This is a genomic window from Streptomyces zagrosensis, assembly GCF_014203645.1.
GTDB classification, from domain to species: Bacteria; Actinomycetota; Actinomycetes; order Streptomycetales; family Streptomycetaceae; genus Streptomyces; species Streptomyces zagrosensis.
In genome coordinates, this window is record NZ_JACHJL010000007.1 from 20,975 (window position 1) to 46,705 (window position 25,731).

19 protein-coding genes and 1 pseudogene are annotated in these 25,731 nt (G+C 70.9%); 10 read left to right on the plus strand and 10 right to left on the minus strand.

Annotated features, from left to right (window positions below):
* Window positions 1-51 precede the first annotated feature (51 nt).
* Window positions 52-1,131, plus strand: coding sequence for a uroporphyrinogen decarboxylase (hemE, locus tag FHS42_RS14940; RefSeq protein WP_184572713.1), 1,080 nt, complete (start codon window positions 52-54; stop codon window positions 1,129-1,131).
* Window positions 1,132-1,355: 224 nt separating this feature from the next.
* Here hemE and FHS42_RS14945 read toward each other — a convergent pair whose 3' ends face one another.
* The 3 genes from FHS42_RS14945 to FHS42_RS14955 form a co-directional block, all read right to left on the minus strand.
* On the minus strand, window positions 1,356-2,771 hold the full coding sequence (locus tag FHS42_RS14945) for an FAD-dependent oxidoreductase (RefSeq protein ID WP_184572714.1): 1,416 nt from the start codon (window positions 2,769-2,771) through the stop codon (window positions 1,356-1,358).
* Window positions 2,772-2,896: 125 nt separating this feature from the next.
* On the minus strand, window positions 2,897-3,805 hold the full coding sequence (locus tag FHS42_RS14950; protein ID WP_184572715.1) for an SCO4651 family lipoprotein: 909 nt from the start codon (window positions 3,803-3,805) through the stop codon (window positions 2,897-2,899).
* Between the two features lie 256 nt (window positions 3,806-4,061).
* A complete protein-coding gene (locus tag FHS42_RS14955) occupies window positions 4,062-5,252 on the minus strand; it encodes a thiolase family protein (protein WP_184572716.1) in 1,191 nt (396 codons plus the stop codon).
* 354 nt (window positions 5,253-5,606) lie between these two features.
* Here FHS42_RS14955 and hemG point away from each other — a divergent pair, with 354 nt between their 5' ends.
* Both hemG and hemQ read left to right on the plus strand, forming a co-directional pair.
* Window positions 5,607-7,031: a protoporphyrinogen oxidase gene (gene hemG / locus FHS42_RS14960; protein WP_184572717.1), complete on the plus strand. Its 1,425-nt coding sequence runs from the start codon at window positions 5,607-5,609 to the stop codon at window positions 7,029-7,031.
* Window positions 7,032-7,110: 79 nt separating this feature from the next.
* On the plus strand, window positions 7,111-7,827 hold the full coding sequence (hemQ, locus tag FHS42_RS14965; RefSeq protein ID WP_184572718.1) for a hydrogen peroxide-dependent heme synthase: 717 nt from the start codon (window positions 7,111-7,113) through the stop codon (window positions 7,825-7,827).
* A gap of 499 nt (window positions 7,828-8,326) precedes the next feature.
* On the opposite strand, the pseudogene FHS42_RS39095 reads toward hemQ, so the two are convergent.
* The 3 genes and pseudogenes from FHS42_RS39095 to FHS42_RS14980 all read right to left on the minus strand — a co-directional run.
* Window positions 8,327-9,049 (minus strand): annotated as a pseudogene (locus tag FHS42_RS39095) (TIGR04222 domain-containing membrane protein); the annotation flags it as partial.
* 353 nt (window positions 9,050-9,402) lie between these two features.
* Window positions 9,403-10,446, minus strand: a complete 1,044-nt coding sequence (locus FHS42_RS14975; protein ID WP_184572720.1) for a TIGR04222 domain-containing membrane protein — start codon at window positions 10,444-10,446, stop codon at window positions 9,403-9,405.
* Window positions 10,443-12,116: an MbnB/TglH/ChrH family RiPP precursor modification enzyme gene (locus tag FHS42_RS14980; protein WP_184572721.1), complete on the minus strand. Its 1,674-nt coding sequence runs from the start codon at window positions 12,114-12,116 to the stop codon at window positions 10,443-10,445. The genes FHS42_RS14975 and FHS42_RS14980 overlap by 4 nt, the downstream gene beginning before the upstream one ends.
* A gap of 610 nt (window positions 12,117-12,726) precedes the next feature.
* Between FHS42_RS14980 and FHS42_RS14985 the strand changes: the two genes are divergently transcribed.
* A complete protein-coding gene (locus tag FHS42_RS14985; protein WP_246494823.1) occupies window positions 12,727-14,904 on the plus strand; it encodes a transglycosylase domain-containing protein in 2,178 nt (725 codons plus the stop codon).
* Window positions 14,905-14,998: 94 nt separating this feature from the next.
* Here FHS42_RS14985 and FHS42_RS14990 read toward each other — a convergent pair whose 3' ends face one another.
* Together FHS42_RS14990 and FHS42_RS14995 are read right to left on the minus strand one after the other, a co-directional pair.
* Window positions 14,999-16,342 carry a polysaccharide deacetylase family protein gene (locus tag FHS42_RS14990; RefSeq protein ID WP_221476535.1) on the minus strand — a complete coding sequence of 448 codons (1,344 nt, stop codon included), beginning with the start codon at window positions 16,340-16,342 and terminating at the stop codon, window positions 14,999-15,001.
* Window positions 16,343-16,387: 45 nt separating this feature from the next.
* Window positions 16,388-17,047 (minus strand): peptidyl-tRNA hydrolase, encoded by a 660-nt coding sequence (locus FHS42_RS14995; RefSeq protein ID WP_184572944.1) that lies wholly within the window; start codon window positions 17,045-17,047, stop codon window positions 16,388-16,390.
* A gap of 401 nt (window positions 17,048-17,448) precedes the next feature.
* Here FHS42_RS14995 and FHS42_RS15000 point away from each other — a divergent pair, with 401 nt between their 5' ends.
* Both FHS42_RS15000 and FHS42_RS15005 read left to right on the plus strand, forming a co-directional pair.
* The gene (locus tag FHS42_RS15000) at window positions 17,449-18,390 is read left to right on the plus strand and encodes an ABC transporter ATP-binding protein (protein WP_184572722.1); all 942 of its coding nucleotides are present in this window, start codon (window positions 17,449-17,451) and stop codon (window positions 18,388-18,390) included.
* Window positions 18,387-19,064 (plus strand): ABC transporter, encoded by a 678-nt coding sequence (locus FHS42_RS15005; protein WP_184572723.1) that lies wholly within the window; start codon window positions 18,387-18,389, stop codon window positions 19,062-19,064. The genes FHS42_RS15000 and FHS42_RS15005 overlap by 4 nt, the downstream gene beginning before the upstream one ends.
* Before the next feature lie 100 nt (window positions 19,065-19,164).
* Here the strand turns inward: FHS42_RS15005 and FHS42_RS15010 are convergent, their stop codons facing one another.
* Window positions 19,165-20,565 carry an alkaline phosphatase PhoX gene (locus FHS42_RS15010; RefSeq protein WP_184572724.1) on the minus strand — a complete coding sequence of 467 codons (1,401 nt, stop codon included), beginning with the start codon at window positions 20,563-20,565 and terminating at the stop codon, window positions 19,165-19,167.
* Between the two features lie 177 nt (window positions 20,566-20,742).
* The gene (gene zapE, locus FHS42_RS15015) at window positions 20,743-21,819 is read right to left on the minus strand and encodes a cell division protein ZapE (protein WP_312866902.1); all 1,077 of its coding nucleotides are present in this window, start codon (window positions 21,817-21,819) and stop codon (window positions 20,743-20,745) included.
* Between the two features lie 118 nt (window positions 21,820-21,937).
* Between zapE and FHS42_RS15020 the strand changes: the two genes are divergently transcribed.
* The 4 genes from FHS42_RS15020 to msrB all read left to right on the plus strand — a co-directional run bounded on the left by FHS42_RS15020 (window position 21,938) and on the right by msrB (window position 25,691).
* Window positions 21,938-22,783: a pyrimidine reductase family protein gene (locus FHS42_RS15020; RefSeq protein WP_184572725.1), complete on the plus strand. Its 846-nt coding sequence runs from the start codon at window positions 21,938-21,940 to the stop codon at window positions 22,781-22,783.
* A 144-nt stretch (window positions 22,784-22,927) separates the two neighbouring features.
* Window positions 22,928-23,413 (plus strand): indole-3-glycerol phosphate synthase, encoded by a 486-nt coding sequence (locus FHS42_RS15025; protein ID WP_184572946.1) that lies wholly within the window; start codon window positions 22,928-22,930, stop codon window positions 23,411-23,413.
* 129 nt (window positions 23,414-23,542) lie between these two features.
* Window positions 23,543-25,204 carry a UDP-N-acetylmuramate--L-alanine ligase gene (murC, locus tag FHS42_RS15030; RefSeq protein WP_281392758.1) on the plus strand — a complete coding sequence of 554 codons (1,662 nt, stop codon included), beginning with the start codon at window positions 23,543-23,545 and terminating at the stop codon, window positions 25,202-25,204.
* 79 nt (window positions 25,205-25,283) lie between these two features.
* Entirely contained in the window at window positions 25,284-25,691 is a 408-nt protein-coding gene (msrB, locus tag FHS42_RS15035) for a peptide-methionine (R)-S-oxide reductase MsrB (protein WP_184572726.1), read from the plus strand.
* Window positions 25,692-25,731: the final 40 nt, after the last annotated feature.

The following is a 25,731-nucleotide window of genomic DNA, read 5'->3' on the forward strand; positions in this document are numbered from 1 at the left end:
GAACACCCGCATGGGCGGGTCACTCGTTCGGCCCGTGCGAAGATTTGGGACATGAGCGTCAACTCCCAGCCGACGAGCCAGCAGCAGCAGACCGGCCGCACCGCGGCGTACGACTCCGCATTCTTGCGGGCGTGCCGCAGGGAGCCGGTGCCGCACACCCCGGTGTGGTTCATGCGCCAGGCGGGTCGCTCGCTGCCTGAGTACCGCAAGGTGCGGGAAGGCACCGCCATGCTGGACTCCTGTATGCGGCCTGACCTGGTCACGGAGATCACGCTGCAACCGGTGCGGCGGCACGGTGTGGACGCCGCGATCTTCTTCAGCGACATCGTGGTGCCGCTGAAGGCGATCGGCATCGACCTCGACATCAAGCCGGGGGTCGGTCCGGTCATCGAGCGGCCCATCCGCTCGCGTGCCGATCTCGACCAACTTCGGCCACTCACCCCTGACGATGTGAAGTACGTCACTGAGGCGATGGGAATGCTCGTCGGGGAGCTCGGTTCGACGCCGCTCATCGGCTTCGCAGGCGCGCCGTTCACCCTCGCCAGCTATCTCGTCGAGGGTGGCCCGTCACGCAACCACGAGCACACCAAGGCGCTCATGTACGGCGACCCGGAGCTATGGGCCGAACTGCTCGACCGGCTCGCCGACATCACGGCCGCGTTCCTCACCGTGCAGATCGAGGCGGGCGCGAGTGCCGTGCAGCTCTTCGACTCCTGGGTGGGCGCCCTCGCGCCGGCCGATTACCGGCGCTCCGTCATGCCCGCTTCGGTCAAGGTCTTCGACGCGGTCGCCGGGCTCGGCGTGCCTCGTATCCACTTCGGCGTCGGCACCGGCGAACTCCTGCCGCTGCTCGGCGAGGCGGGTGCGGATGTCGTCGGCGTGGACTGGCGGGTTCCGCTGGACGAGGCCCACCGCCGCGTCGGCCCCGGCACGGCGCTTCAGGGCAACCTCGACCCCGCCGTTTTGTTCGCCCCGCGGGCAGCGGTCGAGGCCGCGACCGATGAGGTGCTTGAGGCGGCGCGCGGGCTGGATGGCCACATCTTCAACCTGGGCCACGGCGTCTTGCCGGACACCGACCCGGAGGCGCTGACGCGACTCGTGGCGTACGTGCACGAGCGCACGCAGCGCTAGCTCGTCAACGTGCGTCCAACCGGCGCTCGACCGGCGCGGCCCCGCCGCGGGCCCGCGCCGCGCCCCGGCGTCGCGGCAGCGGACCAGGCCAGTGCGAACTAGGCGAGGCTAGTTCGCACTGGGCGGGACCGGACCGAACTGGGTCAGCGCGGAATTGGGTTAGCCAGTCAGCCAGTCAGCCAGTCAGCCAGTCAGCCAGTCAGCCAGTCAGTCAGCCAGCCAGCTCAGCGCTGGCCCGCCGCGTCGCGGGACACCTCCGCCGCCGCCTTGCGGGCTGCCACCAAAACGGGGTCCCAGACCGGCGAGAAGGGCGGCGAGTAGCCGAGGTCGAGCGCCGTCATCTGTTCCACCGTCATGCCCGCGGTCAGCGCCACAGCGGCGATGTCCACGCGCTTGCCCGCCCCCTCGCGGCCCACGATCTGCACACCGAGGAGCCGCCCCGTACGGCGCTCGGCGATCATCTTGACCCACATCGGATAGGCGCCCGGGTAGTAGCCGGCCCGGCTGGTGGATTCGATGGTGGCGGTGACGAACTGGTACCCCACCTCTCGCGCCTGCTCCTCAAGGACTCCCGTACGGGCGATCTCCAGGTCGCAGACCTTGCTGACGGCCGTGCCGACCACACCGGGGAAGGTGGCGTAGCCGCCGCCCACGCCCGAGCCGATGACCTGTCCGTGCTTATTGGCGTGCGTGCCGAGCGCGATATGCCGGGTGCGTCCTGACACCAGGTCAAGCACCTCCACACAGTCGCCGCCCGCCCAGATGTGCTGCTGCCCGCGTACCCGCATCGACAGGTCGGTCAGCAGCCCGCCGGATGCGCCGAGCGGCAGCCCCGCCTGCTGCGCCAGCGTGGTCTCGGGGCGTACGCCTAGCCCAAGGACGACGATGTCGGCGGGGTACTCGGCGTCCTCGGTGGCCACGGCGCAGACCCTGCCGTCCGAGCCGGTGCGGATCTCGGTCACCGCCACACCGCGCACCGTGTGGATGCCGAGCCCGCACATCGCCTCGTACACCAGTCGCCCCATGTCGGGGTCGAGTGTGGTCATGGGCTGCTCGGCCTGGTCCACGACCGTCACCTGGTAGCCGCGTCGGACCAGCGCCTCGGCCATCTCCACGCCAACGGAGCCGGCCCCGATGACCACGGCCCGGCGCGCGTCGCCCTCCTGTGCGCTGCTTTCTGCCGCGCTCAGCGCATCGAGCAGGGCCTGACCGTCGTCGAGGCTCTGCACTCCGTGCACCCCGGGGGCGTCGATGCCGGGCAGCGGAGGGCGCAGGGGCCGGGCGCCGGTCGCGATGACCAGGTCGTCGAAGCCCGTCCAGCGCTCGGTGGCACTGGGTGACTCAAGATCGCGGGTACGGACCTGTTGCCGATCGAGGTCGAGCTCGGTGACCTCGGTGCGCATCCGCAGATCGATGGAGCGCTTGCGGTGCTCCTGCGGTGTGCGCGCGATGAGCGCGTCGGGGCCGTCCACGGTGCCGCCGACCCAGTACGGGATGCCGCAGGCGGAGTACGAGGTGAAGTGGCCGCGCTCAAAGGCGATGATCTCCAGCTCGTCCGGGTCCTTGAGCCTGCGGGCCTGTGAGGCCGCCGACATTCCGGTCGCGTCCCCTCCAATGACCACCAGCCGCCGTTTCGCCATCCTGCGCGCTCCTCTTCACCGATACGGAGTGTCGTAGCCAACGGTACGTGCCCACAGCGCGGCCCCTCGGGGGGCTGCCGCCGTGCGGGTGGGGCGCTGCCTTCACACCCGCACGGCGCGCGGTCCTAGCCGTTCGACTGCCCGCTGTGGTCCGACTCATGGGTGATCTGGTCGGCCGGCGGCGGGTCGATGCTGAACCCCTCGTTGTGGGCGAGGAAGGTGAGCTCCATGGCCACGGGGCCGTCAGGGGTCGTGGCGCTCATCGTGAACTGCTTGGTGAAGCCGTCCGGGTCGATCCACATGTCCGTTGAGAACCGCTTGGCGCCCGTCTTCTCGAACTCCTCGATGGCCTCCTCACGGCTCGCCCGGCGGGCCGGGTCCTTGGTGGTGGCCGAATTTTTACGGAGTTCGGTCGTGCTGAGCGTGCCCCGGTAGTGAGTGGTGCTCACACCCATGATGGTCTCGGTGCCCGCTCGGCGCAGGTCGTGGGACTCGGCGAGGAAGGACGCCCCGATCGCTGGGTTCTTCGGTGTCCGGCCCTTGAGGCGGCCCAGGTCCGGCTCGGATGTGCCGTCCTTGCGCGGGGCCGAGACGTCCAGCTTCATCCAGGGCGTGTCGCCGAGTTTGGCCGTGGTCTCCGCGTCGCCCTTGACGTACGTCGCCCCATCGACGATGCGCATCTCCCCCAGGATGGGGGTCTCCGCCGTCGCCTCAATGCCAGTATTTTCTCCGGGCTCTCCGGGCTCTCCGGGCGCGTAGTGCGTCACGCTCAGGCTGAAGGGGGCGGCGGTCATCGTCACGTCGCTCGTCACCAGCCCGTCCTTCGGGGTCTGGGCGAGCGTGCGGTAATGCACAGTTGTGAACGCCTCGCCCTTGCGCGCGGCCTCGCGTACCGCCGTCGCGGGCGCGACCTGCGGTGCGCTGGTGGGCGCGCTCGGTGCCGCCCGCTCGGGCCGTTCCTCGGCCCCCGGCTCCGATGAGCCGCAACCGGCCACGCCGCCGCACAGCAGGACGCTGCCGATCGCGGCGGCCACCGTTCGCTTCCGCCGCTGTTTCCCCGAACACAAGCCGCTGGTCATCTACCCCGCCCTTGTGCGTAATTGAGCCCTTTTCGCGCGATTCGGGGACCATAGCGCACGCTGAGCGAACGACGGGGGCTGGGTGGGGTTGGTGGCGGCAGGGCCTTCGGGGCGGCAGGGCGTCGAGGCGCCAGGGTCGAGCCGGGGCGGCGGGCCCGGGGAGCTGCCGGTGTTCGGGCCCGCCGCGGTCCGCGGGTTTGACCCGCAGTGGTCAGCGTTCCAGGACCAGGGCCTGGCCCTGGCCGACCCCGATGCACAGGGCGGCGAGCCCCACGCCCGAGCCTGCCGCGGCGAGTTGGTGGGCCACCGAGCCCGCCAGACGGGCGCCGGAGCAGCCGAGGGGATGGCCGATGGCGATGGCGCCGCCGCGCGGGTTGACGATGTCCGGGTTCAGATCGGGCCACTCCGCCAAGCAGCCCAGCGCCTGGGCCGCGAACGCCTCGTTGAGCTCGAAGGTGGCGAGGTCGGCGAAGGTGTGGCCGCTGCGCTTCAGCGCCTGCCGCACCGCCCGTACCGGGCCGAGCCCGAAATACTGCGGCTCGATGCCGGTGACCGCCGTGGCCCGTACTCGGGCGAGCGGCTCGCGACCGCTGGCCCGCAGCCCCTCCTCGTCGCACACCAGCAGCGCCGCCGCCCCGTCGTTGAGCGGCGATGAGTTGCCCGCCGTGACCGTGCCGTCCGTACGGAAGGCGGGCTTGAGCCGGGCCAGTGCGTCGAGTGAGGTGTTTTGGCGAATGGTCTCGTCACGGTCCAAGGCGGCGGCGGGACACGGCACCACCTCCGCGTCGTAGGCCCCGTCCTTCCAGGCCCGCGCGGCCTTTTCATGGCTGGCGAGCGCGAACGAGTCCTGCGCCGCGCGGCTGATCTTGTGCTGGTCGGCGATGAGTTCGGCGCCCTCACCGAGCGGTGTCGTCCACTGCGGAGGCATCTGCGGGTTGACCATCCGCCAGCCCAGCGTCGTGTTCAGCAGCGTCTGGTTGCCCGGCGGGAACGGTCGGTCCGGCTTGGGCAGCACGTACGGTGCGCGGCTCATCGACTCGACACCGCCCGCGACCACCACCTGTGCGTCCCCCACGGCGACGGCACGCACCGCCTGTACGACGGCCTCAAGGCCGGAGCCGCACAGCCGGTTGACGGTCGCGCCCGGCACCGAGACCGGTAACCCGGCGAGCAGCACCGCCATCCTGGCCACATTGCGGTTCTCCTCGCCCGCGCCGTTGGCGTTGCCGAAATACACATCGTCGACACGGGCCGGGTCGAGCGCGGGCGCGCGCTCCATGAGCGAGCCGAGGACATGCGCGGCGAGGTCGTCCGGCCGTACGCCGGACAGCGCGCCGCCGTACTTTCCGATCGGCGTGCGGACTGCATCGACGATGTACACGTCGCGAAGGCGGTCATTCATACGGTGGTCGTCCCTCGTTAGAAGGTTCCGGTGGATGACGGTCGTGCCTCGGTGCCGACGGCGGGCTCCGGGCGGCGGCCCGTTGATCCAGCAGGTCAGATCGAGCGGTCGAGAAGCGGACCAGCTGGTCAGCGGGGCTGATCGGGGCGGCAGGCCCAGGTGGCCCTGCGGGCAGCCGCCAGCCCACCGACCGATCGTCCGTTCGGCCAGTGGGAGCGCTCGCGTGTGCTGCCCCGCGCCGAGTCTCCGCACCCTGGCACGCAGTGTCAATGGGGCCCACTCGGCGGCGTCGGCGGGGCCCGTTAGGGGTGGGGGTGCGGCGGGCGGCACGGGGCGCGGTGAGAGAGTGGGGGTATGAGCGAAACGCACGTCCCTGCTCGTCGGGTGGTCGTCATCGGCGGCGGGATCTCCGGCCTCGCCGCCGCTCACCGGCTCGTTGATGGCGGCGCACAGGTCACCCTCCTGGAGGCGTCGGGGCGACTCGGAGGCAAGCTGTACGCGGGGCAGATCGCGGGCGTTGCGGTGGACCTGGGCGCCGAGTCCATGCTGGCCCGCCGCCCCGAAGCGGTGAATCTCGCCCGCGCCGTGGGGCTCGCGGACCGGTTGTGCCTCCCGGCCGCCTCGGCCGCCGGTCTGTACACCCGGGGCGCGCTGCGGCCCATGCCCACCGGCCATGTGATGGGCGTTCCGGGTGATGTGGCACCGCTGGCCGCCTGTGGAGTGCTCTCCGATGCGGGCCTGACCCGCATCGGGCGTGACGCCGAACTGCCCCGCGACGAGCTCGGCGAGGACGTCGGCATCGGCACTTACGTTGCGGCCCGCCTTGGCCGCGAGGTCGTGGACCGGTTGGTGGAGCCGCTCCTTGGCGGCGTGTACGCGGGCGATGCGTACCAGATCTCGATGCGCGCCGCCGTGCCGCAGCTGTACGAGGCGGCGCGCGCCGAGCGGTCGTTGACCGAGGGCGTACGCGCCATCCAGCGCCGGGCTGCGGCTGGGCCCGCCGCGGGCGGCCCGGTCTTCATGGGCATCGACGGCGGCGTCGGAGGGCTGCCGCTGGCCGTCGCCGACGCGGTACGAGCCGGCGGCGGGGACATTCGCACGCATGCGCCCGTGCGCCGGCTCGCGCGTACCGGATCGGGCTGGAGCGTGGTCACCGAGGACGGGACCGCGCTCACGGCGGACGCGGTGGTGGTTGCGCTGCCCGCGCCCGCCGCGGCCAGCCTGCTCGCCGCCGATGCACCGGGTGCCGCCGCCGAACTCGGCACCGTCGAATACGCGTCGATGGCCCTGGTGACCATGGCCTTCCGGCGCGCCGAGGTGGCCGGGCTCCCGAACAGTCGGGGATTTCTGGTGCCCTCCGTGGACGGGCTCACGATCAAGGCAGCCACGTTCTCCAGCCACAAGTGGGGCTGGGTCGCGCAGGGGGACCCGGAACTGTTCGTGCTGCGCACCTCTGTTGGCAGGTACGGCGACGAGGCCGATCTGGAACGCGACGATCCGGAGCTGGTCGCACGGTCACTGGCCGACCTGCACACCACCGTTGGGCTCACCGCGCGCCCCGTGGCCACCCGCGTCGAGCGCTGGGACGGCGGGCTGCCGCAGTACCCGGTCGGTCACCTCGACCGCGTCGCCCGAGTACGCGAACAGGTCGCGGGGCTGCCGGGGCTGCGGGTGTGTGGCGCGGTGTACGACGGTGTGGGCATCCCGGCGTGCGTGGCCACCGCGCACACCGCGGCCGATGAACTGCTGGGGCTGCTGGCGACCGTGCCCGCCGCCTGAAGACTTCCGGCACCCTGATGCGCTGCGGGCACCGGGCCCTGCCGCGGGGCACTGCCGGGCGAAAGTGAGAAGAGGAACCATGACTGCTGCTCCAGACAAGACCTCGAACGCGGGTAAGAAGGCGAAGGACCTCAACGAGGTGATCCGCTACACGCTGTGGTCGGTGTTCAAGCTGCGCGATGTGTTGCCCGATGACCGCAGCGGCTACGCGGACGAGGTGGAGGAGCTGTACGCGCAACTCGCCGCCAAGGACGTCACCGTGCGCGGCACGTACGACGTGTCGGGACTGCGGGCCGACGCGGACCTCATGATCTGGTGGCACGCGGAGACCGCGGAGGCGCTGCAAGACGCGTACAACCGGTTCCGCCGCACCACGCTTGGTCGGGCCCTGGAGCCGGTCTGGTCGAACATGGCACTGCACCGCCCCGCGGAGTTCAACAAGTCACACATCCCCGCGTTCCTCGCCGACGAGGAGCCTCGTCAGTGGGTCAGCGTCTACCCCTTCGTACGTTCCTACGACTGGTACCTGCTGCCCGACGAGGACCGCCGCCGGATGCTCGCCGACCACGGCAAGATGGCGCGCGGCTTCCCCGACGTACGGGCCAACACGGTCCCCGCGTTCTCGCTGGGTGACTACGAGTGGATGCTGGCCTTCGAGGCGGACGAGCTGTACCGCATCGTGGACCTGATGCGCCATCTGCGGGCCTCCGAGGCCCGGATGCACGTCCGCGAGGAGGTGCCGTTTTACACCGGCCGCCGCAAGCCGATCGCGGAGCTGGTGGCGGAGCTGGCGTAAGGCCCGCGCGCCGGTGCGGGTGGTTGGGGGCGGCCTGGTGCTGGCGCGTGAGCGGGTCGCCCCGGGGCCGGTGGGTCGGCGTGGTCGGCTGTTGGCGTGGGCAGCGGGCTGGCATGGGCAAGAGGCTGGCGTAGGCAGGGGCGGATCAGAACCGCTCGCGGCGCCGGCCGCCCCGCAGCGCGGCCCGAAGCCCGGGGTCGGACAGCCCGGCTGCCCCGTGGACGGCCAAGATGGTGAGCGCGGCCCTGGCCAAGCGCTCGTCCGGGGCGTTCGGGTCGGCTGGGTCGTTCGGCTTGCTTGGCTTGCTGTGCTCGTTGGGGCCGTTGGGGCCGTTGGGGCCGTTGGGGTTGCTCGGGTTGGTTGGCGCCGGGGCGCCGTCGTCCGAAGTGCCGGGTGTGGCCCCGGCGTTCGACCCGGCGCTCCCCGGCGCCGCGTCGTTCCCGCCGTCGCGCTCGGTGGGCGCGACGGCGTCGGAGCCGCCGGGCTGGCCCCCGGGGCGTTCGCCCGGGGCGCCAGCGGCGCGTGGCCCAGGCTCCGTACCGGGCAGCCGGTCATCGCGCGGCGGTACGGAAATCTCGCCCAGCCGCTGCTGGCCGGCGGGGGAGGCCCAGCGCGTGTACGGGTGGACCTCGACGCGCGCTATCGCCAAACAGCCGGTGGTCAGCACCAGCGGCAGGGCGAACCACGCCGCGACCGGTCCGGACCCTGTCTCCGGTGGCACCATCACCAGCGCGGCGACCGCCGACACCAGCACCAGTGCGCACGCACCGCGCACCTGGGAGATGGCCGTGGCAACGCCCAGCCTGGCCGCGTCGGGCACCGCGAGGCCGGCGGCGACCAGGCGGTCGGCGAGTGCCCGTACGGCATCGGCGGCGGCCACCGCCGAGCGCACCGGTGGGATCGGTGCCTGCCCGGCGGAGCCGATGGCCTGGAGCAGCGAGCGCTCCATCTCGTCCCGGCCGACCGGATCGACCACCGTCACCCAGCCGGTGTGGGCGAGCAGCAGCCGCCGTTCGCGGTGCATGGAGACGAGGGCGAGTTCGCTGACCCGGTAGGGGCCGCCGGAGAGGAACGCCGTTTCGTACAGCGTGAGAGTGCGGCGAAGGCCCCCCGGCGGCGGGGCGTCGGGGCCTTGCGCGGCGGCAACGGCCGCTTGACACAGCCGGGCACAGGTGAAAAAGGCCACGCCCCAGGCGATCACAAGAAACAGGACCCACAGCATGGCCGATTCTTACTCACCGGATTCGCGCTTCGCCATGGTTTGTTCACGATACGGACCTGGGATGTGCGGAAGATGACCTTCCGCAACCGGTGATGCACGGGTTCGAGTGGGCCTGAGCGCAACGGGGTGGGTCGGGCGGAAGGCGGGCGTGCCGGGAAGTGAGCATGCGGGATGCGCTACTGCGGCGTCCAATGGGGCGCGTAATCGTAGGGGTTGCGGGCCTGTGATTCCCAAGCCCCCGGCCCCCCAGGGCCGCTGGCCCCCAAACCCAAGGCTTCCGAGCCTCCTTGGCCCCCGCGAGCTCCCCAGGGCGGCTTGTGGCGCGCGGGCCCACGCCGTACCCCTACGCGCGACTAACCCCCACCACCGCCTCCTCCTCCACAACCCCCTCCGCCGCAGCCGCCTCCGCCGCCGCCTCCACCACAGCTGCCGCTGCCGCCTCCGCCGTCGCCCGCGCTCGTCCCGCACGACGCCGTACCGCAGCCTCCACCGCCTCCACTGCCCCCACCGCTTCCACTGCTCCCGTCGCTGCGTACGGGCTGGCCGTGGGCGCTTCCGCACCACACCGCCTCTGCCGCCTCCGGCACCGCGACGACCCCCACCCCCACACCGCTCACGGCACGCGATGCCGTTGGTCCGGTGCGTGCCGCGTCCCACAAGTAGGTGCGCAGTGGTTCGCTCATCCCGTTCACGCCCTTGGCCACGATTCGGGACATGGCTGCGTCCACCGTGCGTTCGCGGGTGGAGCCGGTGACGCGGGTGTACGTGGCAAGGGCCTTGCGCCCCGGCCCGGTCACGCGACCGCCGACCACCTGCGTGCAGACCACGCCGATGACGACGCCGGCGACCAGTGGCGGGAGCACCTTGGTGAACAGCGTCGCGGTGGGACCTTCGACGGCCTCGATGGCGTACAGGATGAACACGAAGGCGCCGCTGCTCGCGCACACCGACGCCAGGCCGCGCGCCCACTGCTGCCAGTGGCGAATCAGGCTGGGCTGGACCATGAGGCCGCGCTCCGCGAGCCCGTCACCAATGCCCTGGACGACCGGACTACGCATCACCTCGCCGCGCAACCAGCCGAGTCCGCCGTGCGGGGAGCGGGCGGCTGCCTCGAAGATCGCGCCGTCCACCGGGTTGCGGACGGTCCGCCGCGTGATCGTCACCACGCCAGGGTCCCCGATCTGTAGTCTCCCGTCGGAATACAGGGCGTACAGAGCGGTGTCCGTGACCCGGCCGGGTCCGCCCGCCAAGAACGCGGCCTCCCACACGTCTTTCACATGCGCTGCGGCATTCTTGGCCCGCAGCGCACGCCGGAAACCCACCACACCGACCACCAGGAACAGCGCCGCCGCAGCGACCGCCAGATACGCCAGTGCCGCGAAGACGTTGACGATCATCGTCGCCCCCAAACGAGCCGGGCGGCGCGCAGCAGTCGCGTCGCGCGGTGGTGGGGCAGCGGGGCGGGCCCCGACCGCTCTTGCCACCAGGCCGCCAACCGCCGCCGTACCGTGGCGTCGCCGGGTGCGCCGGCTGCCAGTAGTCGTTCGACGAAGGCCAGCGCGTCGCGCCGGTAGCCGCCGGTGATCGGGGAGGTACGGGCGTACGCCAAGAAGGCGGGCCGATACGCCTCGCCGAGGATCTCCACCAGCTCGGGCGCCACCTTGGCCACCACATCGGCCCGCTTGGCGGCCAGTGCCCGACTCTGCACCCGCAGCCGCCGCCGGTCGAACCCCTCCGGGGCCGGAGTGCCCGCGACCAGCGCGGACAACAGCGCGGTTTGGGCCAGTGCGAGCCGCTGCCGCAGCGGATCGCTGGAGTCCGGGTTGCCGGGCACGGGGCTCGGCACTGCGCTGCCGCTGGGGCTCGCTTGGCGGGCGGTCGCGACGGGGCCAGGAGCCGCCTCTAGCGGTGCCGTTCCCACCGCGCCCCGTGCCGGGTGCGCGGCAGCCACCGTGCCCCGTGCCCCGTGCGCGGCGGCCACCGCGAGCCGCACCAACTCGGGGCTCGGCTCGGACGACCGGGGCGCGGGAACAGCCGTGGACACAGCCGCGGGACCAGCCGTGGGCACGGCCGCGGGACCAGTCGCGGGCACAGCCGCGGGAACAGCCGTGGGCCCAGCCGCGCCGCTGGCTTCAAAGGCGGCCGACAACTGCGGCACCCCCGGCAACGCTGGCATCCCCGGCACCCCCGACACCCCAGGCATCCCCGGCACCTTTGGCACCTGTGACCACGCCGATGGCCTCGTTGATCGCGTCATCACGGCGCGTATCGCATCGAGTTCTCTCGCCAGCTCAGCCATCGGCGGAAACGCCTCGTCGCGCTCCAGGAGGACGCCGGGCGGTGTCACGCGGTCGCACAGCTCCGCAAGGACGTCGAGCACCGGTCGGGTGACCGGATGGGCGTGGCTGTCGTGCCAGACGCCATCGCGTTCGACACCGCCCGCCACATGGACGTACGCGATGGCCTCGACCGGCAGCGCGGCCAGCACGGTGGCCGCCTCTTCGCCCCGATTGACATAGTTGGTGTGCACATTGGCGACGTCGATGAGCAATCTGACCCCGGTGCGCTCGACGAGCTCCGTCAGGAACTGGCCCTCGGTCAGCTCCTCGCCGGGCCAGGAGATCAGGGCCGCGATGTTCTCCAGGGCCAGCGGCACCGGCAGCGCGTCCTGCGCGATCCGTACGTTGTCACACAGGACGTCCAGCGCTTCTCGGGTGCGCGGCACCGGCAGCAGATGGCCGGCCTCGATGCCAGGCGACGCGGTCAGCGGCCCCCCGCCGCGCACGAACGCGATGTGCTCGCTGACCAGGGGCGCACCCAGGGCTTCGGCACGCTCGGCGAGCGCCGTGAGCCGCCCGGGGTCCGGGCGTTCGGCGCCGCCGAGGCCGAGTGACACCCCGTGCGGCACGATCGTCGTGCCGCGCTCACGCAGCGCGCGCAGGGCGTCGGGAAGGTGGCCGGGGCAAATGTTCTCCGCCACCACCTCCACCCAGTCGATGCCCGGCAGGCTTGCGATGTCGTCCGCGATCTCCGGTCGCCAACCGATGCCGGTTCCTAGCCGTTTCATGGTCGTCCCCCTGGCCGTTTCATGGTCGCCCCCCGAAAAACCGCGTTCGTTCGCGTGGAGGAAGTCTTGGCCCTCAAAAGAGGGGACGAACCCCGTCCGCCTTCGGTTCAGAGCTTCATTTGAGGTTGCTGGGCGGCTGGTCTCCGCGCTGTGCAGGGACTGTTGTGCGAGCGATCGGGCAGGGGTACGTCGGCGTGCGCGGGGTGCGTTGCCGGCTGGTGAGGAGCGGTTTCCGAGCGGTCGAGATCCGTTTTCCGAGCGGCTCCGGCAGGAGATGAGTGATGATAGGCACGTATTCCCGGATGCGTAGATTGCGCCCGTGCCGGTCCGCTAATGTCGGCACTGCTACAAACTTGTGCGGTTCTCTTGCGATTGCTGTTCACCAGGCGCCATAGGGACGAACGGTTGCGGGAGCGTGGATCGGTGCGGATGCGCCGTGTCTGGTGTGCAGCATTCGGGACGTGGGAGAGACGTGCGTATCGGAGAACTGTTCGCGGCGGCCAAAGCGCGCGGGTTCGGGAAGTCGAGAGGCGCGGGCGGAGCGGGAAAGCCGAGTGTGCCGCCCGATGTAACCGGTGAACCTGTGGGGCGCTGGGAGCCCGACTCGACGATGCCCATACGGCAGTTCGTTCCGCCCCCCGCCGCTACACCCCCCGCTGCCACACCCCCCGTTCCCGCCCGGCCCGACCATCTGACCAGCACGGGCGCCGCACCGGATACGGACCCAGTCGATCGTAGTTCGGCAAGCGCCGCGCACGGCTCGGTCCAGGGCAAGGGCCGCATCGGCACGGCCGGGACCGGTCGCAGGCGCAAGGCGCGGCCTCAGCGCACCGGCCGGTTCCGCCGCCCCTGGATCGACTATCCGCGCTCGGCCAAGACTGGTGTCCGGCGTTGGGTGCCCTCCTGGCGGCAGACGCTCGGGGTCTTTCTGTTCACCATGGGGACGCTGGCAGGCGTCATTGGTTACGCGTATTCGCAGAGCGAAATACCCGATGACCTCAATGACTTCGCTACCCAGCAGGACAACGTCTACTACTGGGCAGATGGCACCGTGATGGGGCGGACCGGGCAGGTCAACCGGCAAGTCACGGCGCTGGATCGGGTTCCCGAAGACGTGCGCTGGGCGGTTCTCGCTGCCGAGAACGCCTCCTTCTACTCCGACAGCGGCGTCTCACCGAGCGGCATGTTCCGCGCCGTGAGTCGCATGCTCACCGGTGGTGAGACCCAGGGCGGTTCCACCATCACCCAGCAGTACGTCAAGAACGCCTACCTCAACCAAGATCAGAAGTTGTCCCGCAAGGTCACCGAGATGTTTATCGCGATCAAGCTGGATAAGAAGATGAGCAAGGACGATATTCTGGAGGGGTACCTCAACACCAGTTGGTTCGGGCGTGGGACCTACGGGATTCAGCGTGCCGCCTACGCGTACTACCGAAAAGACGTGTCCGAGCTGACCGTGAGCGAGGGTGCTTTTCTCGCCACGCTGTTGAAGGGTGCGGGGATGTACGATCCGCACCTGAGCGAGGCCAATCACCGCAGGGCGGTGGAGCGTTGGGAATGGGTGCTCGACCGCATGGTGGAGATCGGCAAACTCCCTCGCGACGAGCGCAAGAAGATCACCGAATTCCCTGAACCGAAGAAGACTCCGAAGCCGGCCGGTCTCGACGGGCAGACGGGATATCTCGTGGAAACCGCGCGCGCCTATGTCGCCGCCCATACCGAGATCGAACCCGCAGATTTCGATCTCGGTGGCTACCAGATACGCACCACCTTTGAGAAGCCGAAGGTGGAAGCGCTGGCCACCTCGGTGAAGAAGGTGCGCGACGAATTGCAGCCCGAACAGCGGGAAGCGGATCGGCAACTGCACATCGGCGCCGCATCGGTGGAAGCTGACGGGCGTATCGTCGCCCTCTACGGTGGCCCGGACTACGTCAAACAGGGCTTCAACGATGCCAACGCCTCCAATGTCCCCGCGGGCACCGTGTTCACACCGTTCGTCTATGCGGCCGGGCTCCAGGACGGCGTGCTCAAGGAGCGGGGAGCAGACAGAACCCCGGTCACGCCCGCGACGCTGTACGACGGCGCTGACAAGGCCGCTGTCACCACGCCGGAAGGCCCGTACTGGGACCGTGGCGGCAAGATCGTGCGGGCCCGGAACGATGACGGTAAGTCCTGGGGCAAGGTGAGTTTGCACCAGGCGATGGTGAATTCGGTGAACACGCCACTGATGCAGCTCGGCATGGACGTGGGGCTCGATCGGGTGCGCCATGTGGCCACCGCCGCGGGATTGTTGCCCAGCAGCTTCGGTGAGCAGGTGCCCGCGCTTTCGCTCGGCACCGCCAAGCCCAGCGCGATTCGCATGGCCAGCGCCTATGGCACCTTCGCCGCGCGGGGCACGCACACCGACCCCTACTCGGTGACACGGCTGATCCGCAACGGCGATGCCGTCTCGCTGCGTACGCCCAGCGGAAAGCGGGCGTTGCGCACCGACGTGGCGGAGGCCGTGGACGGGGCGCTCCAGGACTCCGTACGCAGCGGCGCGGCGAGCGCGGCCGGGGAGGCGGGGCCGGGCGCGGCGGGCAAGGCCGGCACCGCGCAGGACCGCACCTCCGCCTGGTTCGCCGGCTACCGAGACCAGTTGGCCACGGCCGTCTCGATCAGCCGCCCCGACCCCAAGACGCACGAGTTGTTGCCGCTCGACGGCGTGGGCGGCGATCCGACGGCCAAGACGGGCAGCGGTTACCCGCTCGCGATCTGGACGGACTACCTGCGGTCGTCGGCCCGCTGAGCTGCCGGGTGGTGCGGCGCCAGCGGGGCCGCGGGGAGCGGGCGGCCAAGCCGCCCGCTCGGATGGCAGCCGCCGCACACGCACGGCGCGGCGGTCACTTCAGGAAGGTCTTCCAATCCGGGGCCTGTGCCGGGTCGAGACCACGCAGCTTGGCGAGGACCGCCGGGTCCTGCGCGTCGAGCCAGTCGGCGAGTTGGCGGAAGGACACGCATCGCACGCCCTCGCGCGGGCACGCCTCGCGCATGGTGTCCTCGATGGCCTGCATATAAATGCCGCCATTCCAGTTCTCGAAGTGATTGCCGATGAACATCGGGGCCCGACTGCCGTTGTACACGCGCTCGAAGCCATTGAGATAGCCGCCCCTGGTGAGCTTCAGCCACTCGTCGTACTTCGCTGGGTCGCCCTCGGTGCTGTCACCGGACTGGTTGTAGAGGAAGTTGAAGTCCATCGATAGGACCTGCTTCTCACTCTTCGGGTACGGCAGGAGTTGGAGGGGGAAGTTCCAGACGTCGTCGATCTTGGACGGCCACAGTTGGAAGTCGCCCGGCGAACTTGCGTCATAGCGCCAGCCGAACGACTTGGCCGCTGGTATCAGCGTCTTTTGCCCCTCAAGACAGGGGGCCCGGCCGCCCACCAGCTCCTTCGTGTAGTCGAAGGGCAGCGGATCGATATCGGTGTAGCCGGTGTTCGTCTTCCAGTTCTGTACGAACGAGTACTGCTGCTTTATCTCGCTCTTCCACTCCTCGGTACTCCAGTCGTCACCGCCCTTGGCGCCGCAGAAGTGCCCGTTGAAGTGGCTGCCTATCTCATGACCGTCCTGCCATGCCCCGCGCAACTGCTCCAGGGTGTCCCGTATATGCGGGTCGGTCGCGAAGGATATCGCCGCGCTGCCCGGCTTGTGCTGCGGGGGACGGTACAGCTCGCGCTTGGACTTGGGGAGCAGGTACATGCCGCTGAGGAAGAACGTCATCTGCGCATTGCTATCCCGCGCGACCTGGCGGAAGTGCGAGAACAGCCGGTCATCACCCTGGAGTGCGCCGTCCCAGGAGAACACGATGAACTGCGGTGGCTGCTGCCCCGGTTTGAGCTTCTCGGCCTTCGGCTGGTTCGGCTGCGGCCCGGTGTAGGACGTGGAACCGTCCCCGAGCACCTTGACCTTGCCGTCCCAGGGCTCCTCCGTCTTCTTGGGCTTGCCGTTCTTGCCTTTGGCTCCCTTGCCATCCGCGCCGAGGGCGCCCGGGAGGCTGGGCTGGGCGCCGGTGGCCGCGGTGGCGTCTTTTCCCCCGTCATCGGAATCGCCGGTGGAAAGGCCGATCGCCACCGCGGTCACGGCACAGGCCGAAACGAGCGCGATGGCGGTGTAGATCGTCCTTTTCGATGGCTTTGACGATTCACGTGACGCGCGTGCTTTACGTGACTTCTTCCGGGACGTGCTCAACTTCGCCCCCTTGGGCACCAGTACAGATGTTCTGGTGCCTAAGTATCACAGTTCCCACGGGCGTCCCCGAAAGATGGGGTGGTCCGCGACGACTGTGCACGAACCGGGAGCGATCTCCGTGAACCCCGCGTCCCGCACCACCGGCAGCCCGCTGCGTGTCAACGCTGCCCAGTGCTCGGGCGCGGCGACGCGCACAGCCAGCGCGAAATCGGCCCGCCGCCAGGCTTCCCGCTGCGCGTCGGCCAGCTCCCACCACGCGAGCTGCGCCGCGTGCCCAGCCTGGGCCATCGCCTTGCCTGCCGACATCTCCAACTCCGGGTTGAGCCACAAAACGGGCACCTCGGGGCCGGGCGTCACGGGTGGCTGCGGGTCGTCCAGTTCGGTGCCGGACACCTGGAGCTTGGCGAGTTCCTTGGGCCAGCCGTCGAGCGGCACTGGCGGAAAGACCCGCACCTCGGTGTGTGCGCCGCTGACCGTGATGCCGGGCAGCTCACAGGCCCGCCGCCACTCGGCGCCGCGCGCTCGCCGCACCACCTTGCGAATCCGGGCATCCTGCCAGTCCCGTACGGCCTCGGCCCACGCGCCATCCACCGCCGTTGCCCGCTCGTCGCACAGCAGCGTGAGGACGGCGCGCGCGGCGGTCTCCAACGCGTCGGTACGGGGCGGGGGCGCGGCCTTTTCCACCCGCACCACCAGTGGCAGCACAAACTGCGGAGCGGCGTCCCGCTCCGCGGCATCGCGCGGATAGGCGGCGCTGCCGACCTCAGTGGTGTCCGCGACGGGGCTGGACGTGGACGGGTGCGTGGATGCGGGCTCGGGCGCGTGGGCGTGGGCGTGGGAGCTTGCGAGCGCGGGTACCGGCGCGGACGCGCCGTTGGGGTCGGGGTCTGTGGCGCCGTCGCGAAGGCCAACGGCAGGGCTGGGGCCGGAGCCGGGACCTGAGCCGGGGCGACTGGCGCCGCGGTCGGTGGCGTGGTCGGGGGCGGGCGCCGGCTGACCTTCGCTGGCGCCGTTGTCGGAGCTGATCACACGCCCCAGTCTGCCAGCCCCAAGACCGCCCGCCCGGGGCCCGTGACGCGGTAGGGCATCGGCTACGGTCGGTTTCCATGAGAGCGCCACGACCGCCGAGTCCTTCCGGGGTATTCCTGGAACTACGGGGCGTGGGCCGGCGCTACGGGCTGCGCGGGCCCTGGGTGCTGAGCGGGATCGATCTCGACGTCGCCGCCGGGACCTTGGTGCGCATCGAGGGGACGAACGGAACCGGCAAGTCCACCCTGCTGCGGCTCATCGCCGGAATCGACCAACCGACCGTGGGCCGGGTCGCGGGTCGCCCCCGTACCGCGTACGTGCCCGAGCGCTTCCCTGCCGCCTTGCCCTTCACCGCCGCCGACTACCTCGCCCGCATGGGCCAGGTGCACGGCCATGGCCGGACGCGCGCCGTGCGCGGAGCGGGGGAGTGGCTGGAGCGCTTCGGCGCCGCGGGGCATGCCCACACGCCGCTCGCCGAACTGTCCAAGGGCACCAGCCAAAAGGTCGCCGTCGTACAGGCGCTGCTGGCCGATCCGCAACTTCTGGTGCTGGACGAGGCATGGTCGGGGCTCGACCAGCGGGCTCGCGCCGAGCTTGACCGGGCGGTGGCGGGGCGGGTGGCCGAAGGCGGCACGGTCGTCTTCGTTGACCACGATCCGCTGCGGCTCGCCGGGGCGCCCGACACCGTCTATCGCTTGCGTGCGGGCGGGCTCGATCGCGCCCGCCCGGGCCAGGTCGCTGAATCGGGGGAGAGCGCTCCGCCGGGCCTGCGGGTGCTGATCGAGGCGGAGGGGCCGCCGGGCGCCGACCCCCCGGGCGGGCTGCCCGGCGCTCCCACCGTGCAGCGCGCCCCCGACGGGGCGATACGTCTGACGGTGCCCGCCGCGTACTCCGATGCCCTACTCCGCGCCCTGCTGACGGCGGCCCGCCCGCCGTGGCACATCCGGACCGTCACGCAGGCGGGCGCACTGCCGACTCCGCGAGAGCCGCGTTCGCAGGGAGTTGACGACCGTCCATGACCGCTGTTTTGCCGCTGTTGCGCTATCAAACGGCGCTGCTGATCCGTTCGCACCGCTGGCTGCCGCCCCTGCTGCTGTACGGGATCTTCCTGGTGGTCGGCGTGCAGTCGGGGCAGCCGATTTTGGACTCGCTCGGCTACACGGCGGCCGGGCTCCTTCCGGTGGCGGCCTGGCTGGTGCGTGTGTGCGTCGTAGGCGATCCACCGGCCGCCCGGCAGATCGCGGCAGCCGCGACCAGCCCGGCCCGGGTCCACCTTGCATGTGTGCTCACCGCACTCCTGTGCTCCGTCGCGCTCGGCACCCTGGCCACCGGCATCGTCGCGGGGATCAGCAGCCCCTACAGCGCCGACCATCGGGTCGCGGTGCCGATCGGCGAGGCGACCGCCGGCGGGTTGCTCGCCGCCGTCACCTGCGCACTGTTGGGCACCGCGGTGGGCGCACTGTGCAACTGGCCGCTGTTGCGTCGGCCGGGCTGGGCCATGCTGGCCACGACACTGGCAGCGCTACTGACTTTGGTCCAGCGCTCCTCACCCGCGCAGGCCGCCGTGGGCGACCTGGTCAGCGGCTCACACAGCGGGACGGTGCCGATGCCGATCTGGCCGTGCCTGGTCGCCGCACTGGCGTGCGCTGCGGCGACTGCGGCGGCCTGTGCGCTCAGCTCCCGCAGGTCCTGAGCGGCACGGGCTTGCCCACTGAGAGGCCGGGCGCCGCCTCTTGAGGGGTCGGGCGCGCGGACGTGCCGCCGGCGCGCGCCCCGGCCTCGGGTGTGCCCGGTTACCGCCAGGGGCCCGTCACGGCGAACGTCGTCCCCGGGGTGTAGCAGTTGACGAACATCGTGCGGTGGTCGGGCGAGAAGGTGACTCCCGCGAACTCGCCCCACTCCGGCTCCTGCGGCGTCCCCAGGTTCTGCCGGCCGCGCGCCACCGGGTAGACCTCGCCGCGCCGCGTCAGGCCATAGACGTGCTGGGCGCCGCCACCGTCCTCGCACACCAGCAGCCCGCCGCTGGGCGCGAGGGCGATGTTGTCGGGCGACTCGCCGGGCAACTGCACGTCCGTGTCAGGGCCGAAGACGATCACCAGCGTGAGGCGGTTGCGCTGCGGGTCATACCGCCACACCTGCCCGAAGTGATCGGCTGCGGAACCGTCCTTGCCGCGGGCGAAGCTGGCGACGAAGTACACGCTGGACCCGCCCCAGTAGCATCCTTCGAGCTTTTGGGCATGGGTGACGCCACGCGCGCCGAAGTCCTGGAACCGAATGGCGGTCTGCTTGGCCAGCGGGTCGGGCACGGGCACCCACTCGATGCCCTCGAACGTCGCGCCGATCTCCTGGATCGCCGAAAGATCGGGCACCTCCGGCACCCGCATGGCCTCCAACACACCGCCCGCCCGCAGCGAGCCGCGCCCGCCGCGCGGCTTGTGGGGCAAGAAGCGGTAGAAGAGGCCGAAGGGGCGCTCGAAGGCGTCCTCGGTCTCGTAGATGACGCCCCGCCGTGGGTCTACGGCGATGGCCTCGTGCTGGAAGCGGCCCATCGCCGTGAGCGGCACGGCCCCGGTGCGACGCGGGTCGTACGGGTCCACCTCGAAGACGAAGCCATGATCCTTGGTGTAGCCGAACTCTCCGGCCTTGACCTCGGTTTCTTCGCAGGTCAGCCACGTGTGCCAGGGGGTGGGTCCGCCCGCGCAGTTGACGGCCGTACCGGCGATGGCGACCCGCTCGCTCAGCACCCGGTTCTCCCGGTCGAGCGCGAGCGCCGTACAACCGCCCATGCCCACCGGGTCGTAGGTGAGGCCATCGACGGCTGGTACCCCCAGCCGGGCGTCGCCGCGGTTTTCGTGGTTACGCACCAGCCGCGTGTGCGCCCGGCCGTACGCGGCGGGGCCTGGGTGCCCGGGTGAGCCGGGAAATGCAGCCATGCCGTCGTGGTTGCTTGGCACCTTGCCCTCTCCCGAGCGCAGCGGATCGCCCTCGCGGGAGAGCACCCGGTAGCGAAATCCCTTGGGCAGGTCGAGCAGCCCGTTCGGGTCGGGGATCAGTGGGCCGTAGCCGCTGTGGTCGCCGGCGCCTGGAGCGGCGGCGGCCGTGCCGGCGAAGAGTTCGGGAAGGGCCCCGGCGAAGGCGATGCCCGCGCCCAGCGTCCCGGTGCGGGCGAGGACCTGACGTCGTGTCGTAAACATACGGCGACTCCCTGCTGGCGGACAGGTGACATGACCCGCATGTATGTATCACGCAGCGGAACGTTACGGAACCAGCCGCGTCGCCGTTCTGCCCTTGCAAGGCACCGCCGCGCCCCAGCCCCACCCGCCAACCTCACCGCGCCGTTCACACGGCCCAGCGCCGCCGCCCGCTCCCGGCTACGCCTCGGCCAGGCTCTTTGCGTCGCGCGCCAGGGCCGTCAGCCGGGAGATGGCGCGGAAGTATTTCTTCCGGTATCCGCCCCGCAGCATCTCTTCGCTGAAGAGTTGGTCGAAGGGCGCCCCGGAGGCCAGCACCGGCACCTCCCGGTCGTAGAGCCGGTCGGCCAGGACGACCAGCCGCAGCGCCGTCGATTGGTCGGGCACGGGGACGACGCCCGTCAGACACACCGCGTGGATGCCGTCCGACATGGCACCGTAGCGGCTCGGATGGACCGTGGAGAGATGGTCGAGGAGCGCACGGAAATCATCGAGCGAGGCGCCGGGCGTGCGGTGGGCCACCTGGGTGACGGTCTCGTGCGGGTACGGCGGCGGGGCCTCGGGCAGGCCCCGGTGCCGGTAGTCGTCTCCGTCGATGCGCAGCGGCCGAAAGTGTGCGGACAGCCCCTGTATCTCGCGCAGGAAGTCGGCGGAGGCGAACCGGCCCTCGCCCAGCTTGCCCGGCAGCGTGTTGGAGGTGGCGGCGAGCGCGACGCCCGACTCGACGAGGCGGGAGAGCAGGCTGGAGACCAGCACCGTATCGCCCGGGTCATCCAGTTCGAACTCGTCGATGCACAGCAGCCGGTGTCCGCTCAGCGTCCGTACCGTCTCCTGGAAGCCCAGCGCGCCCACCAGGTTCGTCAGCTCCACGAAGGTGCCGAACGCCTTGCGCTCGGAGGCCGCCGGCGTCGCGTGCCACAGGGAGGCCAGCAGATGGGTCTTGCCGACGCCGTAGCCGCCATCCAGATACACCCCGCGCGGGGTGCGGGTGGCCGCGGGCTTGGCCGCCCGCCGAAACCAACGCCTGCCCCCGCCACCTGCCGCGCCCGCCTGGTCACCGAGGCCCGCGGCGAAGTCACGCAGCACACGGACGGCCTCGGCCTGGCTCGGCTGATTCGGGTCGGGCAGGTAGTTGTCGAAGCTCACCACGCCAAAGCGCGGTGGCGGCACCATCTCGGCGACCAGTCGATCGGCGGGGACGCGGGGGGCGCGGGCAGTCAGCGCAAGCGGGCCCTCGTGCGTGGCCGCCTTCCCTATTCGGCAGGCGGGCTGAGAGCTGGCGGCTGAGTCGGCGCTGGAGGAGGACACAGCCGTCCAGCCTAATCGCTGCGTACCGGGGGTCCGCACGTCGAGTCACCCATGTCACACTGCCGCCATGCGACGCCTGTTCCCCCCGCCATCTGAACCGACGGACCTCGTAGAGCGAGCATGGTCACTGGACGAGTTGGCCGACGCGTACGCCTATCCGGGTGCACCGGGCGCCGGGGAGACGGCCCAAAGCCCTCCCGAGCCGCCGCCCCCCGGCGTGGGGTTTGCGCCATCCGGCCCCAGTGGGCCGGTGGGGTGGCTGCGGGCGAACATGGTGTCCTCGCTGGACGGTGCCGCATATCACGACGGCCGCTCACAGCCGCTGTCATCGGACGCCGACATGCGCATCTTCGGGGTGCTGCGCGGGCTGGCCGACGTCGTCGTGGTGGGCGCGCAGACGGTACGGCAAGAGGGGTACAGGCCCGCTCGCGCGCGCGAGGCGTTCGCGGCGCGCAGAGCAGCGCTCGGCCAGTCGAGTGCGCCCGCCATCGCCGTCGTCAGTGCAAGCCTTGACCTGGACTTCTCGCTGCCGCTCTTCACCGAACCGCTGGTGCCGACCCTGGTCCTCACCGGGGAAGCGGCGCCCCAGGATCGGGTGGCCGCCGCAGCGGCGGCCGGAGTCGAGGTGGTGCGCGCGGGCGAGGGGGCGCGGGTTGACCCGGGACGCATCAAGGGAGCCCTTGCGCAGCGAGGAATGACCCGTCTGCTCACCGAGGGTGGGCCTAAGCTCCTGGGGCAGTTCGTGACCGCCGGAGCCTTGGATGAACTGTGTCTTTCGGTGGCCCCGTTGATCGCGTCGGGCGATGCGGCGCGTGTCGTCAACGGTCCGGCACTGATCGTGCCGGAACGATTCTCCATCGCAGCTCTTCTGGAGGAAGATGGTTTCCTCTTCACCCGCTACCGTCGGGTCTGACAATCATCGGAATACATCGTTCCGGTTAGTTTCCACTGGGCAGATTTGTGTCACGCGGCTCCGTGTGGGCACGCGCAGGATGGTTCTGTCGGGCCTGGTGGGCCTATGAGGAGAAGGGCGTCCGTCGTGTTCACGAGCGTATTGATGATCGAGCAGCCCCTGACGCCGGCGGATGTGGACTTCGTCGCCTCGCTACACGGCGACGATGCCGTTTCTTTTGTCGTCCTCATGCAGCCGCGCGGCGACCAGGATCGGCTGCTGCGCGCGATCGACGATGTAGCGCTCGGCGAGTTGGACCGGGCCGTCCAGGAGGCCGAAGAGCCACAGGGGCACACCGCCGGGCAACCGGCGGAGCGCGCCCTGACGCACTCCTTGGAGGCGCTACGGGCCACCGGCAGCGAGGCCGTCGGCCAACTCGTCGAACGGCATCCGCTGGACTTGCTGCGCTCGGTGGTGGAGGAGACGGGCGCCGACGAGGTGATCGTGTTGACGGCCCCGCACTTCGTCGAGGAGTTCTTCCACCGGGACTGGGCCTCGCGGGCCCGGCACAAGGTCGGCGTCCCGGTGTTGAAGCTCTTCTCGCACGCGCCGGACGAGCCGTACGAGGGCACACCGCAGGGCGAGGGCTGAGCCGAGGCTGGGGGCGGGGGTGTCGGTGCGGGGTGCGAGAATCCTGGTCGGGGTCGGCGGCATCGGCGGCCTCGTACCGGATCGGCGGCCTCCACCGGCCACCTACAGCTACCACCAGGGAGAACCGCGATGGCACCGGCGGGCCTCGGCTCCGACAACGCAGCGCGGCGCGAAGCGGCGGCCCCCGCGGGCACGGCCGCGCCGCCGCCCGAAGCAGCCGCGCCCGAAGCAGCCGCGCCCGAAGCAGCCGCGCCCGAAGCAGCCGCGCCCGAAGCAGCCGCGCCAGAAGTAGCCGCGCCGGGAGCAGCCGCGCCGGGAGCAGCCGGGCCGGGAGCAGCCGCGCCCGCGGCGACTGGTAGGCAGGATGCGCCCGCAGCAGCCGGCGCGCCGAGCGGCGCAGGCTCGGTGGGCGATGCGCTGGCGCGACCGCACTTCATCGGAATCGGTGGCGCCGGAATGTCCGGCATTGCCAGGATTCTCGCTATGCGGGGTGCTCAGGTTGCGGGCAGCGATGCACGCGAGTCGGCCACCGCGCAGTCGCTGCGTGCGCTCGGTGCCACCGTGCACATCGGGCACGCGGCCGAGCACCTCGCGCACGACACCACCAGCGTCGTCGTCTCCAGCGCCATCCGCCAGGACAACCCGGAGCTGCGGGCGGCTGCCGAGCGCGGCATCCCCGTAGTGCACCGCTCCGACGCGCTGGCCGCGCTGATGGCCGACCACCGCGCCATCGCCGTCGCCGGCACGCACGGCAAGACGACCACCACCTCGATGCTCGCCGTCTCCCTGGGCACGCTGGGCGCCGACCCGTCGTATGCGATCGGCGGCGACCTCGACGCCCCCGGCTCCAACGCCCAGCACGGGGGCGGTGAGATCTTCGTGGCCGAGGCGGACGAGAGCGACCGCAGCTTCCACAAGTACGCGCCCGAGGTCGCCATCATCCTCAACGTGGAGCTCGACCACCACGCCAACTACGCCTCGATGGACGAGATCTACGAGTCCTTCGAAACCTTCGTCGCACGGGTGCGCCCCGGTGGCACGCTCGTCATCGCCGCCGACCAGTCCGGCGCCCGCGAGCTGACCACCCGCGTCATGGACCGGCGGCACCTGGCCATCGTCACCTACGGCGAGTCCGCCGGCGCCGACCTGCGCATCCTGGACGTCACCGCGCACGGCCTGACGAGCGAGGTCACGGTAGCCCTGGCCGATGGCGAGGAACTGACGTTCACCGTCTCGGTGCCCGGCCGCCACTACGCGCACAACGCGGTCGCCGCGCTCGCCGCGGGCACCGCCATGGGGCTGCCCACCCGCGAGCTGGCCACCGCGCTCGCCTCGTACACCGGCGTCAACCGCCGCCTTCAGCTCCGCGGCACGGCAAACGGTGTGCAGGTCATCGACTCCTACGCGCACCACCCCACCGAGATCGCCGCCGATCTGGAGGCCATCAGGGGCGGCGCCGGCGACGGCCGGGTGCTCGTCGTCTTCCAGCCCCACCTCTTCAGCCGTACGCAGGAGCTGGGTGCCGAGATGGGCGAGGCGCTGACGCTGGCCGATGCGGCATTCGTGCTCGACGTCTACCCGGCCCGCGAGGACCCGGTCGAGGGCGTCACCAGTGCGCTGGTCATCGACGCGGCCACCGCGAAGGGCGCCGACGCGCGGCCCGTGTCCGACAAGTCGGCGATTCCCGAGCTGATCGCGGGAATGGCCAGGCCGGGCGATCTCGTTCTCACCATGGGCGCGGGCGACGTCACGGACCTCGGTCCGCAGATCGTGGCCCGGCTAGAGAGCTGACCTGCGGCTGGTCAGCGACCGGTATCGGTCGCTGACCGGCGGCAACGCGTAAGACCGTATCCCCGAAAGGCAGCGCGAAATGGCGTACGAGGTCGAGAAGTCCGACGAGCAGTGGCGCGCGGAGCTGTCCCCTGCGGAGTACCAGGTGCTGCGCCAGGCCGGCACCGAGCCCGCATTCCGCGGCGAGTACACCGATACCAAGACCGAAGGTGTCTACTCCTGCCGGGCCTGCGGCGCCGAGCTGTTTCGGTCCACGGAGAAGTTCGAGAGCCACTGTGGCTGGCCGAGCTTTTACGACCCCAAGGACTCATCCGCCGTCGAGCTGATCGAAGACCACTCGCACGGCATGGCCCGTACCGAGGTCCGTTGCGCCCAGTGCGGCTCCCACCTCGGCCATGTCTTCGCGGGCGAGGGGTATCCCACGCCGACCGACCAGCGCTACTGCATCAACTCCATCTCGCTGCGGCTGGCGTCGGCCGAGGGCTGAGCCGGACGACCGACGCGCCGCGGTGGCCCGGCCGGTCGGA

Coding starts and splice junctions, on each gene's coding strand:
- hemE (WP_184572713.1), top strand. CDS start 52: ATGAGCGTCAACTCCCAGCCGACGAGCCAGCAGCAGCAGACCGGCCGC.
- FHS42_RS14945 (WP_184572714.1), bottom strand. CDS start 2,771: ATGGCGAAACGGCGGCTGGTGGTCATTGGAGGGGACGCGACCGGAATG.
- FHS42_RS14955 (WP_184572716.1), bottom strand. CDS start 5,252: ATGAATGACCGCCTTCGCGACGTGTACATCGTCGATGCAGTCCGCACG.
- hemG (WP_184572717.1), top strand. CDS start 5,607: ATGAGCGAAACGCACGTCCCTGCTCGTCGGGTGGTCGTCATCGGCGGC.
- hemQ (WP_184572718.1), top strand. CDS start 7,111: ATGACTGCTGCTCCAGACAAGACCTCGAACGCGGGTAAGAAGGCGAAG.
- FHS42_RS14975 (WP_184572720.1), bottom strand. CDS start 10,446: ATGATCGTCAACGTCTTCGCGGCACTGGCGTATCTGGCGGTCGCTGCG.
- FHS42_RS14980 (WP_184572721.1), bottom strand. CDS start 12,116: ATGAAACGGCTAGGAACCGGCATCGGTTGGCGACCGGAGATCGCGGAC.
- FHS42_RS14985 (WP_246494823.1), top strand. CDS start 12,727: ATGCCCATACGGCAGTTCGTTCCGCCCCCCGCCGCTACACCCCCCGCT.
- FHS42_RS15000 (WP_184572722.1), top strand. CDS start 17,449: ATGAGAGCGCCACGACCGCCGAGTCCTTCCGGGGTATTCCTGGAACTA.
- FHS42_RS15005 (WP_184572723.1), top strand. CDS start 18,387: ATGACCGCTGTTTTGCCGCTGTTGCGCTATCAAACGGCGCTGCTGATC.
- FHS42_RS15010 (WP_184572724.1), bottom strand. CDS start 20,565: ATGTTTACGACACGACGTCAGGTCCTCGCCCGCACCGGGACGCTGGGC.
- FHS42_RS15020 (WP_184572725.1), top strand. CDS start 21,938: ATGCGACGCCTGTTCCCCCCGCCATCTGAACCGACGGACCTCGTAGAG.
- FHS42_RS15025 (WP_184572946.1), top strand. CDS start 22,928: ATGATCGAGCAGCCCCTGACGCCGGCGGATGTGGACTTCGTCGCCTCG.
- murC (WP_281392758.1), top strand. CDS start 23,543: ATGGCACCGGCGGGCCTCGGCTCCGACAACGCAGCGCGGCGCGAAGCG.
- msrB (WP_184572726.1), top strand. CDS start 25,284: ATGGCGTACGAGGTCGAGAAGTCCGACGAGCAGTGGCGCGCGGAGCTG.